Source organism: Pedobacter sp. SYSU D00535 (assembly GCF_017355855.1).
Lineage (GTDB): Bacteria > Bacteroidota > Bacteroidia > Sphingobacteriales > Sphingobacteriaceae > Desertivirga.
The window spans coordinates 233,794-246,341 of record NZ_JAFEWD010000001.1; the positions used below are offsets into that span (position 1 = coordinate 233,794).

Genomic DNA, 12,548 nt, shown 5'->3' on the forward strand with positions numbered 1-12,548 from the left:
TCTCACGCTTTTAATTTTTATTCTATGAGGTATCGGGTATATAGTATTATTACCCTCGTATGCCTTGCCGTGCAGACATTTGCACAGCAGGCAGATTGCCGCTTCCCGGTGGAAGGGCTCGTTATCGATTCGGTCTCCAGGGAAGCTGTTCCTGGTGCTTCTATCCGCATGGATGCAGGTAACAAAACATCCTTTAGTGACGAGCACGGTCATTTCAGTTTCAACAGGGGCTGTAGCGGAAAGGCTGTACTCACCGTGACTGCCCTTGGATATCAGCCCTATCGGAAAGAACTGGTGATCGGCGGGCCCCTGGAGCTAACCCTGCAACTACAGCCTACTCGGTTGAACTTGCAGGAAGTGGAGGTAAGGGCTAGAAAACCCGCTGCTCCAGGAGTGAACGCAAATACGACCGTATCGGGACAGCAACTTGAGCAGACAAAAGGCGGCACGCTAGCGGATGTATTGAAGAGCGTACCAGGTGTTAGTACGTTGCAGGCCGGGGCAACGATCACAAAACCGGTAATACAGGGACTTCACAGCAACCGCCTCCTCATTTTAAATAACGGCATTCGGCAGGAGGGACAACAATGGGGGATGGAACATGCTCCTGAAATTGACCCTTTTGTTGCACAGTCGGTCACGGTGGTCAAGGGAGCAGAGGGGATCCGGTTCGGGCCCGAAGCAATTGGAGGCGTGATCCTGGTAAAGCCTTCAGCCCTTCCAAAGCAAGGAGGTCTACAGGGTGAGCTGAACCTTACTGGCTCGAGCAATGGAGCTGCGGGGGCGGTGTCGGGACGTATAGAGGGAGGACTTGGCAACGTTCCGGGTTTCGGCTGGCGCCTGCAAGGCACAGGAAGGGCCTCGGGAAATGGCAGCACGGCCGACTATTACCTCGATAATACCGGAGTACGGGAGCTCAATTTTTCTGGTGCATTGGGATATTCGCGGAAGAAAGTGGAGGCCGACCTTTATTTCAGCCATTTCAACACTGAAATTGGAATATTTCGCGGATCGCATGTGGGAGATACGGCTGACATCACAGCTCTTATCAGTCACGGGAGGCCTTTTAATGAAGTGGACTTTAGCTACCAGGTAGACGCACCGCGTCAGCGCGTCGCCCACAGCCTGCTGAAATTAGAAAGCCATTTCCACCTCAGCAGCAACAGCCACATCGACCTCATCTACGGGCTCCAGCAAAATAAACGGCAGGAATATGATATCCGGCGGGGGGGAAGGAGCAGCATCCCTTCTCTCGACCTGACGCTCATCACGCAGACACTCGACCTCTTCCTAGAGAGCATGAATAGTAGAGGGTGGAAACACACGGTCGGGCTGAACGGACTGGTACAGGTCAATAATAACACCCCAGGTACTTCGGTGATTCCCCTCATCCCCAATTATGACACCTATAATGCGGGCGTGTATTATATCGGAAAACTTTCGCAAAACAACTACCAACTGGAGGCAGGAGCCCGGTACGACCACAAGTACCTGGACGCGCTTGGGTATGATAAAGACCAGAATTTATATGGGGGGACTCGGACCTTTCATAGTCTGTCGTTCAGCCTGGGAGGCGTCATCTACTTTTCTCCTGGCTGGAGCTTGCGCTCTAATCTCGCTTCTGCCTGGCGGCCGCCCGTCGTCAGCGAGCTGTTTAGCAACGGACTTCATCACGGCTCTGCCAGCTATGAGATAGGCGATGAGACACTGGAAAGTGAAAAGAGCTATAAATGGATCTCGACCCTCGAACATCAAAGTGACAGGCTCCGCTTTGATCTGAGTCTTTTCCTCAACCGTATTGACAACTACATCTACCTGAAGCCTTCAGGAACATTTTATCAAAGTATCCGTGGAGTATTTCCGGAGTTTTACTACAGCCAGACAAAAGCACTTCTTACGGGTGGCGATATAGGACTGAGCTATAACCTGACAAAAGCGCTGGAGTACGAGTTGAAGGGTGCTCTTGTGCGGGCAAAAGACCTCCGTACGGAAGGCTACCTGCCCTGGATCCCTTCGGATAGGCTCGAGAATAGCTTAGCTTATAGGTGGGCTGGCCGGGAGAGTTTCGTCAAATTCTCACACCTGTTGGTTGCTCGCCAAAATCGTTACGAGTCAGGGAGCGATTATGCCGCTCCTCCTGCCGGCTACCAGTTGCTCGGTTTAGAAGCCGGCACTTCTTTTCTTTTCGGAAAGACCCGCGTACTTCTGAATACCAGCATCTCCAACTTGGGCAACACCCTTTATAAGGACTATATGAACCGGTTCAGGTATTACGCTCACGACCAGGGGCGGAATATCACCGTCCGCGGAATCCTCAAATTTTAATAGTAATCAATCCATGTTTAACCCTATAATTTTTAAAATGATGACAATGAGTAAAATGTACAGAATGGCTGCCACTACCTTGGCCGCTGCACTTGTTCTTAGTTTCAACGCTTGTAAAAAAGACGATCCCGAGCCGGAAGTTCCACAGGAAGAGTTCAAGAGCGTCGTGTTTAATTTTATCGAGCTGGAAGCCCACGGGGACCATTATCACGAGACCCACGATACCGTACAGGTTATTTTTGGACAAGATGGAAATGCAACTAAAAGTCACTATGACTTACATGCTGATGCGGTCTACAGGCTAAAGATAGTCGCCTACGATTTCGCTGGGCGCGAGATGCAGGATGAGTTCGTGGAAGAAGCCGACGAGCATCAGCTCTTTATCACGGGAGCTCAGGAAGGGGTGCTGGATTATGTGTATGAAGATGCTAACGTGGGCGTTACCGGCCGTCTATCGACCCTTAAGCCTTCCAATGGCTCTATGACTTTAACTGCTGTACTACGACACGGACTGGATAAATCCAAGACAACGGCGGCAGATTGGGACGATGCAAATCACGCACGTTTCGGAGGCTCAGCGGACTTTACACTGAAGTTTCCGCTCCATGTAGTAGAGGGAGATCACGATCATTAATGTGTTTAATAGGGCCTGTTCGATTGCAGGCCCTATTTATTTCATAGGCCCTAGTACCTTCCATTAAGTTCTTGATTCAGCTGCGCAATTACTATCTTTCGGGGCCAATTGAATCATACATGAACCTTCAGTCATTGAAAGAAAACTTGATCCTTAAGTCCTTGATGGTCGCGGGGATCGTCACGCTAATTTCTTCTGCAGGATATGCTATCCCTGCGGGCAACATCAGTGTCAAGAATACGGATAGAACCGCCGCCGGAGAGGTTGCAGCCTCCAACAAGGTGGGTCGTTACCGTACCTTTGAAGCAACTATCCGCAATAACAAAAATTACGCTAATAAATTTACCGATGTCGAGCTACTGGTTCAGTACCAGGCGCCCTCTGGCCGCTTAATCGATTTCAGAGGCTTTTTCGATGGGGATGGTACGGGTTCTGGAAACATGAGCACGGGTAATGTCTGGAAAATCCGCTTTATGCCTGACGAGCCCGGCCAGTGGCGTTACGTCTACCGCTGGTCGGATGGAACCAAGGGCGGTAGAGGAAGCTTCACGTGCACCAGAGAAGGGGAGGGGAAAGGCGTTTTGCAAGCCTACGCCAAAAACCCGCGATGGTTTGCTTACAACGGCACAGAACCGGTGTGGCTTAAATCCTATTATGAAACAGGACATGGATCCATTGGACAGGACTTTAACTGGATCGTTGATAATGTGTATAGCAAGTTCAAGGAACATGGCTATAACCACCTCCAGGTAAACTGGCTGCTTTCACTTTGCTGTTTCAAACAGTACTACCTGGACGGACCCGCGCCGGAGACCCTCAATCTTAGCCTATACGAGGAGGGAAAAGCGTCGACCACGATGAACCTGGATGTTTGGAGACGTATGGAACAACACATGTCCTGGCTCAACAATAACGACATCAACGTCCACATGTTCCTTGGTGTGGACGGCAGTCGCAATGAAGGACCGGCCTGGGAGAAGCTTTCACCTGAAGAAAAAGAGTTTTTTGTGCGTTATATGACCGCACGGCTCGCTCCTTACGCAAATCTTGCCGGCTGGAACTTTGTATGGGAGGTAGATGGAAACAGGGAAAGTCATGAATTGGGCTTGGCCCGTTTGCTCCAGAAGTACGATGTGTTCAACCATTTGCGCACCTACGAAGACGAATTCCCCCGGGAGAATCATTATAATCTACCAGAATACAGTTTTGCCGCTGTCGAAAACCACCAGATTGCATCGTCCGAAAAGAGCGAAGAGCGTAATCTGTGGCGAGATGCCTGGACCCACCACATGGCATGCCTCTTAGGTTATGAAGGTAAGCCTGTCTTCATGTCGGAAGGTAATGCCCTCTGGCGTCGCTTCTGGCATGAAAGAGTGAACGCAACTCAGGATGACTTGCGCCGTTCTGCCTGGGCTTGTGCCACCGCTGGCGCCTCCTTTACCTGGAACGGCCATGCCAAAGAGTATGAACTGTATGCAGGGGGAGAATCAGGACTGCCCTTTAATGATAAGAACCCCTTTACTGCCTCGGAGAGAGCAGTCGACATCCTTGCTGAAGTAATGCGGAAAGATGTGCAGTTTGAGCGGATGCAGCCCAACGATGAGCTGTTGGCCGAACATCAAACACTCCGTGTTTATGCACTTGCTGAACCAGGGAAACAATACCTCGTATTCGCTCCGCAGGGAGAGCATTTTGCTTTAAAGTTGGAGAAGGGAACTTATAGGAAAAATAGTTGGATCGATACAAAGACAGGCCGCCGTATAGAAGCGGCTCCTCTTTCTGCTGAAGGGCCCGAGAAACCAGTAAAATTTGTGACTCCGGATGCGAGCACTGACTGGGTATTAATTCTAAAGACCAAAGAATAGAGTCATTTTTGCTGATTCGTCAATTACATTCGGGCTCCTGGTTATTTTCCAAAGAACAAGAGCCTTGAGTGCCCTTGTTGTGCAATAGGGTCGGTGTGCTTCTAACTGAAGAGACTGAAAGAAAGCGCTAGAAAGCTTGATATAATTTGCAGATTTATACGTAAATACATACCATGAACGATGTAAATAGTCACGATAGCCGTATAGCAAAAATGATCTTCGGCTCGGTGTATCCTTTATATCTGACGAAGGTGGAGAAGAAAGGCAGAACGAAGCAGGAATTAGATCAGGTATTAGAATGGCTAACGGGTTTCAACCCAGAGAAGATTCAGGAGCTTGTGGCCAAAAGAGTCACTTTTGAAGAGTTTTTTCAGCGTGCTACCCTAAACCCTAACGCCGGGCTCATCACAGGAAATATTTGTGGTTACCGGGTGGAAGAAATTCAAAATCCGTTGACGCAGCAGGTAAGGTATCTGGACAAGCTGGTGGATGAATTAGCGAAGGGTCGGAAAATGGAGAAGATTCTGCGGTCCTGAAGGTGATGTCTCTGAAGATGCGATGCACCGGCCAGCTTACCCTCTGCACAAGAGCCGGGGTGTTTTCTCCTCAAGCAAGGTCCTGAAAAGAACCAGCTATCGCAAATATTACAGTGGCGAGAAAGCTGTTTCCGGAAAGAATCCCGTTCTTTATGCCTTAAAGTATTTTGAATGAAAACAGTTTCCTTAATGTGTTTAGCTGCCATATTTTTGTCAGCCTGTGGGTCGAAATCTAATGAAAATGGAACTGTAACAAATCCTGCCGGAACGCGGGCTGCCACCGACCGACCCTTGAACCCGCCTCATGGCACGCCGGGCCATACTTGTGCAGTGCCCGATGGTGCTCCTATACCCGAAGGTATTCAACCCTCTTTACAGAATAGCGCTCCCCTGAACCAGGAGGCGCCACGTATGCCTGTAGAAGCAAACAAAACAACAAATATTAATCCTGCACACGGACTGCCGGGACATCGGTGCGATCTGGCTGTAGGTGCACCGCTTTAAACTATGGTTGCCTTTGGATGCTAAAGTGCCCGCAGGCAACCAATAGCTGAACTACCTTGATATTTTGCTGCAAAGACAGACTCACGTTCTGACTGAAAGGTTACTTAGATTAAATTTCCTAAACAGCCAGCCGCACTTGCTGTTGTTCATCTTCATGATAGGAAAATTTATAGCGAGCAACTTGTTCATTTTTATATTTACTAGCCATGTTTTTTCGCAATCGCCAGTAGCTCAATTTGAGAAGCGCGTGATCCTTGCCGGCTTGCAGGATCCCTGGGAAATTGTGTACGGTCCTGACAACTACTTATGGATAACGGAGGCGAAAAGTTATACCGTTAGTAGGATCAATCCCAAAGATGGCAAGAAAAGTGAGATTCTAAATCTCAACAGTGATCGAAAGTTCAGCGGGAAACCTTGGCCGCAGGGTGGTTTAATGGGAATGGCGCTACATCCTCAATTGCTTTCCGGTAAGCCTTTTGTCTACCTGGCTTACGTTCATCGGCTTCTGGAGACCAAACCCAATTTCGGAGGTAACTACTTTCAGACGAAGCTGGTGCGCTACACCTGGAACCCTGAGAAACAACTATTGACAGAGCCCGTCACAATTTGTGATACAATTCCTGGTAGTAATGATCATAACGGAGGGCGCCTGTTAATTGCAGATGAGGGAGGAAAGGAGTATTTATTTTATACAGTCGGGGATATGGGAGCAGGACAATTTGATAATGGAAACAGGCCGAACCGCGCCCAAGATATTAACTACTATCAGGGTAAGGTCCTCCGTTTCAATACAGAGGCTAACCTGGATCAGTCTGACGAAAACCGCTGGATTCCTGCCGCTAATCCTTTCAAAAATGCCGTATGGACACTTGGTCACCGGAATCCTCAGGGACTTGCTTTTGCGCTGATCGGAGGAGTCCCCAGACTCTATGCCTCAGAACACGGACCTTTTTCGGATGACGAGCTGAACCTGCTCGAGAAAGGTTCCAACTACGGCCATCCGCTGGTTATCGGTACAAACGACGGCAATTATGATGGGCTCGCCGCCGGCGTCAGCGACCGTGAGGGTTTGCCAGGTAAATGGAATACAAGCTATCCTTTGATTAACAGCGAGGCCGAACAGGCGAAGAAAATAGGGAATAGATACCGCGACCCGCTTCGATCCTTCTACCCGAACTCCCCACAGTTTCTCAACAAACTATTTACAGCTGTACTACAGGGAGCGGAGAAACCGGAGTGGTCCTCTGAAGCACCCTCAAGCCTTTCGATCTACACATCGGATGCAATTCCAGGATGGAAATACTCCTTGCTGATGCCCTCATTAAAGAACGGTAGATTAATTCGCATGAAACTGGATCAGACTGGCAGCAAAGTAGAAGGCCGGGAAGAACATCTTTTTCAATCCAATAACCGCTATCGCGACTTGGCTATTTCTCCGGACGGAACCACGCTTTATCTCATTACCGACAAAAGTGCGGTTACTTCAGGACCAACAAAGGAAGACCCCCAAGGCAGCGCCGAAAAGGGCGCAATCATAGAATTTAAGTGGAAAGGCAGGTAGCTTGGATAAGCCGAGAAAAATGGGGAGTGACCTATCGTAATGCTATCCAGCCTTTACCTGTTCTTCCAGTGAAAGCGCTTCGTTTCATTATAATAAGCATTTTTATACCCAAAAAGCCTAGTCTGTTGCAGACATCCATGCCTCTTTTTTTGCTGGCTGATAAGTGTTGTAAATAATCCCGGGTTTACCCAATTTGTTACTTTTCTGTCATTTCAGCCACTCTTAACCTTTTCTTAACTCGTAAAATAAATTCTTTTTTCATTTTTGTTGACTTATCAACTATTGCATGAGCAACAGAAATATTTCACTCGGTTTTCTGGTAGGTTTTACACGGCGACTCATCTTGAAAAAGATGAATGAGGCCTTGTCCGAAAATCAAATACCTCTTACCCTCGAACAATTCCTATTTCTCGCCACAATAAAGGACAATGAAGGTGATCTTACCCAGCAGGATCTGGCCAATCTTACCTGTAAGGACAAGTCGGCCATCCTCCGCACCATCGACATCCTGGAATCGAAAGGTTTGGTTGAACGCAAGCTAGACACAACCGACCGCAGAAAGAACTTTATCGTGATGACTGAAAATTGCAGACGCTTATTCGACCGCATTCAGGAAATCGAGAAGAGCACCTTCGATCAGCTGAGACAAGATATCAGCGAGGATGATTACCAGGTGATGGAGAAGGTGCTGCTGCAAATACAAAAAAACGCTTCAAAATAATTCCCAAATACAAATTACTCAACACAATGAAAAAGCCACATCGCATAGCCTATGGACTACTAGTGCTGTTCCCCATCCTGATGACCGCCTGCAAAGGAAAAGGCGCGGCAGGAGCGGGCCCGGGTGCAGATCCAAATGCTGTGAAACCCTACCAGGTAATAGAACTCAGTCCCCGCACAGCCGAATTACATAACGAGTTTCCCGTAACTATTGAAGGACAGCAGACGGTCGAAATTCGACCACGCGTCACCGGATATATTGAAAAAATCTTTGTTGACGAAGGCGCTGTAGTGAAGAAGGGGCAGACCCTTTTCCAGGTGAACTCTGATCAATTTGAGCAGGACGTTCGCTCTGCTGCTGCCAATGTAAGAGCAGCGCAGGCAAGTGTGAATACGGCACAAATGGAAGTAAATAAAGTTCGTCCCCTGGTCGAGAAGGACATTATCAGTAAGTACGAACTGGAAACTGCCCAGTACCGGCTTCAGTCGAGCAGAGCTGCACTTGCTCAAGCCCAGGCGGCTTTGCAGAATGCACGTACCAACCTTAGCTATGCCTATGTAAAAAGTCCGGCAAACGGCGTTATTGGTCGCATTCCCTATAAAATTGGGGCATTGGTTAACAGCAGCATTACTGAACCACTGACTACGGTTGCGAACGTCAGCAACGTTTTCGCCTACTTCTCGCTGAACGAGAAGCAAATCCTTGCATTATCCCGGAATACAGAAGGCACAAGTTTAGAGGCAAAGCTAAAAAGGATGCCGACCGTGAGGTTGATCCTTCCAGATGGAACGCTTTATTCCCAACCGGGCAAAATCGAAGCGGCAAGCGGACTGGTGAATACGCAAACGGGTTCACTTACTTTGAAGGCGACCTTTGCCAACCCCTTGGGACTGCTTCGAAGCGGAGGTACAGGAACAATCCGTATTCCGGAAACGATCCCTGGTGCACTGCTGGTTCCTCAAAAAGCTACTTATGAGATACAGGGTAAACGCTTTGTCTACGTGCTAACACCAGAGGCAAAAGTAGTTTCCGCTGCGATTACCGTAAATCCTTCAGACGACGGCCAGAACTTTGTGGTTCAGGAAGGCCTCAGGACCGGAGATAAAATAGTAATCGAAGGAATTGCGGGTCTTAGAGACAGCCTGCAGATCAAACCAGTACCTGTCAACGCTGACAGTGTTCTTACCCGACTTAAGTAACGAGTGACAATCATCTATTGAAAAGATCCTAATAAAGAAATTATGTTTCAACGGTTTATAGAAAGGCCGGTGCTTTCTACGGTGATATCTATTATCATCGTCATCCTGGGAGTACTCGGTCTCATAAGTCTTCCTATTTCTCAGTACCCGGAGATCGCTCCGCCAACGGTAGTCGTTTCCGCTTCCTACCAGGGAGCAAATGCCGACGTGGTAATGAACAGCGTGGTAATTCCGCTGGAGGAGCAGATAAATGGGGTAGAGGATATGACCTACATGACCTCTACCGCGGGTAATGACGGTTCCGCGACTATTACTGTATTTTTTAAGCTTGGAACAAACCCCGATCTAGCAGCCGTAAACGTGCAGAACCGGGTGTCAAGAGCTACAAGCCTACTTCCACAGGAGGTAACACGGGCAGGGGTAACCACCACCAAACGGCAGAGCAGTAACGTACTGATTTTCTCCTTATACAGTGATGATCCTGCTTATGATCAGATCTTCCTGCAGAACTACGCCAGTATCAACCTGATTCCGCAAATCAAGCGTATTACGGGTGTGGGAGACGCTACTGTTTTCGGGCAGTTGGAGTATTCAATGCGTATTTGGCTGCGGCCGGATGTGATGGCGAATTACAAACTGGTTCCTTCGGATATTAGCGCGGCGTTAGCAGAACAAAACATTGAAGCGGCGCCAGGTCAGTTTGGCGAGCAGGGAGGGCAGTCCTTCCAGTATGTGATCAAATACCGCGGCCGTCTAAAGAGTGCGGAGGAGTTCGGAAATATGGTGATCCGCTCCGACGAAAAGGGGCAGATCCTTCGGCTGAAAGATATCGCACGCGTCGAACTCGGCGCTTTAAGTTACGCCAGCAACACCCGCACGAATGGTAAGCCCTCTATTGGCGTAGCCATCAACCAAACAGCGGGATCGAACGCGAAAGAGGTAATTGAAGGAGGTTTGCAAGTGTTGGAAAACGCTTCCAAAACCTTCCCGAAAGGGATTCACTACGTGCCTCTAATCAACGTCAACGACTTCCTGGACGCATCCATCGAAAAAGTGATCCACACCCTGATCGAAGCCTTTATCCTGGTATTTATCGTGGTGTTTATTTTCCTACAGGATTTCCGCTCGACGCTCATTCCGGCCATTGCTGTGCCGGTTGCCATTGTCGGTACGTTCTTTTTCCTGGGCCTTTTCGGCTTTACCATCAACTTGCTTACGCTTTTCGCGATGGTACTTGCCATCGGTATTGTGGTCGATGACGCCATTGTCGTCGTCGAGGCGGTCCATGCGAAGCTGGATCATGGCTATACCTCTGCAAGAAAGGCAACTGTAGATGCGATGGGAGAGATCTCGGGAGCCATCATCTCCATTACACTGGTGATGGCGGCCGTATTTATCCCGGTCAGCTTTATCCAGGGTTCGGCAGGTGTTTTCTATAAACAATTTGGATTAACGCTCGCTATCGCCATCATTCTGTCGGCGGTGAACGCGCTGACTCTGAGTCCGGCACTCTGCGCCCTCTTCCTCAAACCTCATCAACCCGGAGAACATAAAAAGGAAGGTTTCCTGCAGCGCTTTTATAAAGCTTTTAACGCCGCATTTGATGTCACTACGCGTAAATACCGACGGTCGGTTAATTTCCTGATCAACAAAAAGTGGATTGCGATTGGAGGTATTGCGCTTTTTGCCGGGATCTACTTTATCCTGAACAAAACTACTCCTACAGGTTTCGTTCCTAATGAGGATATGGGGGTAATTATGTCGGATATCAGTCTTCCACCTTCAGCTTCTACGGAACGGACTGCTGAAATTACTATCGAAATTGAAAAGATTGCCCGGTCGATTCCGGAAGTCGAAAATATCCTTCGGATCAACGGCCGTGGCATGATCAGTGGTTCCGGCAGTAACTACGGAATGGTGATCATGCGGCTTAAAGACTGGGGCGACCGGAAAGAGAAAGGTCAGGATGTTCAAGCCATCATCGGGCAGCTATTTGCAAAAACAGCGGGCATCAAAGACGCGAAGATTATATTTTTTGCTCCGCCTACCATTCAGGGATTTGGTACCACAGGCGGTTTTGAGTTTCAGCTTCAGGATCGTAGCGGCGGGGATATTGCTAAGTTTACGAAGGTAAGTAACGACTTTTTGGGCGCCCTTAATCAACGTCCGGAGATTCAATTTGCTTCCACCTCTTTCAACCCCAATTTCCCTCAATTTCAAATCGATGTAAACATTGCAAAGGTGAAGGAGGCTGGTTTGACGGTTAACGACGTGCTTAATACGATGCAGGGATATTATGGTGGTGTATACGCATCTAACTTTAACCAGTTTGGTAAACAGTACCGGGTGATGTACCAGGCAGAGCCTGCTTTCCGTGCTAACCCCTCCGGCTTAAACAATGTATACGTACGAAATGCTCAGGGAACCATGGCGCCGATCAGCGAATTCATTACGCTGCAGCGGGTTTATGGACCACAGTCCATTTCCAGGTTCAACCTGTTTACCTCTATGTCGGTAAATGGATCACCGAAACCGGGATTCAGTTCCGGGGATGCAATTCGGGCGGTAGAAGAAGTTGCGGCACAAACGCTTCCCGCCGGGTACGGATACGAATTCTCGGGGATGACACGGGAAGAGCTATCTGCCGGAGGGCAAACAACCTTTATCTTCCTGCTGGTAGTGGTGTTTGTGTTCTTCCTGCTAAGTGCACAATATGAAAGTTACATTCTGCCGTTCGCGGTACTGCTTTCACTACCGATCGGGCTAGCCGGAGCATTTATTTTTGCCTCTTTATTTGGGATCACCAATAACATCTATCTGCAGATCACTTTGATCATGCTGGTGGGACTCTTGGCAAAAAATGCGATCCTGATTGTAGAGTTTGCGCTCGAACGCCGACGTCATGGCCGTCCGATTATTGATGCTGCCTTAGAGGGAGCACAAGCTCGTTTGAGGCCAATTCTGATGACCTCTTTCGCCTTTATTTTGGGACTGGTTCCATTAATGCTAACGGCGGGTGCCGGTGCTGCCGGAAACAGGTCGATCGGTACAGGAGCAGTAGGAGGGATGCTGATTGGTACGGTGTTCGGTGTGTTCGTAATTCCGGTACTGTTTGTCATCTTCCAGACATTGCAGGAGAGGATCAGCGGACCAGCACATCCGGTTCACGTGGAGGACGATCAGCCTATAGATTCCAACTAAGA

9 protein-coding genes are annotated in these 12,548 nt (G+C 48.7%); all 9 read left to right on the top strand.

What is annotated here, in order from left to right; translation table 11 throughout:
* Positions 1 to 24: 24 nt before the first annotated feature.
* The 9 genes from J4N23_RS00830 (at position 25) to J4N23_RS00870 (ending at position 12,546) form a co-directional block, all read left to right on the top strand.
* Complete coding sequence (locus J4N23_RS00830) at positions 25 to 2,325, top strand: TonB-dependent receptor domain-containing protein (protein ID WP_207425111.1); 2,301 nt, start codon at positions 25 to 27, stop codon at positions 2,323 to 2,325.
* A gap of 46 nt (positions 2,326 to 2,371) precedes the next feature.
* Positions 2,372 to 2,959 carry a hypothetical protein gene (locus J4N23_RS00835; protein ID WP_207425112.1) on the top strand — a complete coding sequence of 196 codons (588 nt, stop codon included), beginning with the start codon at positions 2,372 to 2,374 and terminating at the stop codon, positions 2,957 to 2,959.
* Between the two features lie 119 nt (positions 2,960 to 3,078).
* Complete coding sequence (locus J4N23_RS00840) at positions 3,079 to 4,824, top strand: DUF5060 domain-containing protein (RefSeq protein WP_207425113.1); 1,746 nt, start codon at positions 3,079 to 3,081, stop codon at positions 4,822 to 4,824.
* A 173-nt stretch (positions 4,825 to 4,997) separates the two neighbouring features.
* Complete coding sequence (locus tag J4N23_RS00845; RefSeq protein ID WP_207425114.1) at positions 4,998 to 5,360, top strand: DUF2200 domain-containing protein; 363 nt, start codon at positions 4,998 to 5,000, stop codon at positions 5,358 to 5,360.
* Positions 5,361 to 5,531: 171 nt separating this feature from the next.
* On the top strand, positions 5,532 to 5,864 hold the full coding sequence (locus tag J4N23_RS00850) for a hypothetical protein (RefSeq protein WP_207425115.1): 333 nt from the start codon (positions 5,532 to 5,534) through the stop codon (positions 5,862 to 5,864).
* Positions 5,865 to 6,018: 154 nt separating this feature from the next.
* On the top strand, positions 6,019 to 7,425 hold the full coding sequence (locus J4N23_RS00855; protein WP_207425116.1) for a PQQ-dependent sugar dehydrogenase: 1,407 nt from the start codon (positions 6,019 to 6,021) through the stop codon (positions 7,423 to 7,425).
* A 286-nt stretch (positions 7,426 to 7,711) separates the two neighbouring features.
* Positions 7,712 to 8,146 carry a MarR family winged helix-turn-helix transcriptional regulator gene (locus J4N23_RS00860; protein ID WP_207425117.1) on the top strand — a complete coding sequence of 145 codons (435 nt, stop codon included), beginning with the start codon at positions 7,712 to 7,714 and terminating at the stop codon, positions 8,144 to 8,146.
* 26 nt (positions 8,147 to 8,172) lie between these two features.
* The gene (locus tag J4N23_RS00865; RefSeq protein ID WP_207425118.1) at positions 8,173 to 9,345 is read left to right on the top strand and encodes an efflux RND transporter periplasmic adaptor subunit; all 1,173 of its coding nucleotides are present in this window, start codon (positions 8,173 to 8,175) and stop codon (positions 9,343 to 9,345) included.
* Positions 9,346 to 9,387: 42 nt separating this feature from the next.
* Entirely contained in the window at positions 9,388 to 12,546 is a 3,159-nt protein-coding gene (locus J4N23_RS00870; protein WP_207425119.1) for an efflux RND transporter permease subunit, read from the top strand.
* Positions 12,547 to 12,548 lie beyond the last annotated feature (2 nt).

Bases quoted from the DNA above. Each gene is read 5' to 3' on its own strand.
- J4N23_RS00830 (WP_207425111.1), top strand. From the start codon at position 25: ATGAGGTATCGGGTATATAGTATTATTACCCTCGTATGCCTTGCCGTG.
- J4N23_RS00835 (WP_207425112.1), top strand. From the start codon at position 2,372: ATGAGTAAAATGTACAGAATGGCTGCCACTACCTTGGCCGCTGCACTT.
- J4N23_RS00840 (WP_207425113.1), top strand. From the start codon at position 3,079: ATGAACCTTCAGTCATTGAAAGAAAACTTGATCCTTAAGTCCTTGATG.
- J4N23_RS00845 (WP_207425114.1), top strand. From the start codon at position 4,998: ATGAACGATGTAAATAGTCACGATAGCCGTATAGCAAAAATGATCTTC.
- J4N23_RS00850 (WP_207425115.1), top strand. From the start codon at position 5,532: ATGAAAACAGTTTCCTTAATGTGTTTAGCTGCCATATTTTTGTCAGCC.
- J4N23_RS00855 (WP_207425116.1), top strand. From the start codon at position 6,019: ATGATAGGAAAATTTATAGCGAGCAACTTGTTCATTTTTATATTTACT.
- J4N23_RS00860 (WP_207425117.1), top strand. From the start codon at position 7,712: ATGAGCAACAGAAATATTTCACTCGGTTTTCTGGTAGGTTTTACACGG.
- J4N23_RS00865 (WP_207425118.1), top strand. From the start codon at position 8,173: ATGAAAAAGCCACATCGCATAGCCTATGGACTACTAGTGCTGTTCCCC.
- J4N23_RS00870 (WP_207425119.1), top strand. From the start codon at position 9,388: ATGTTTCAACGGTTTATAGAAAGGCCGGTGCTTTCTACGGTGATATCT.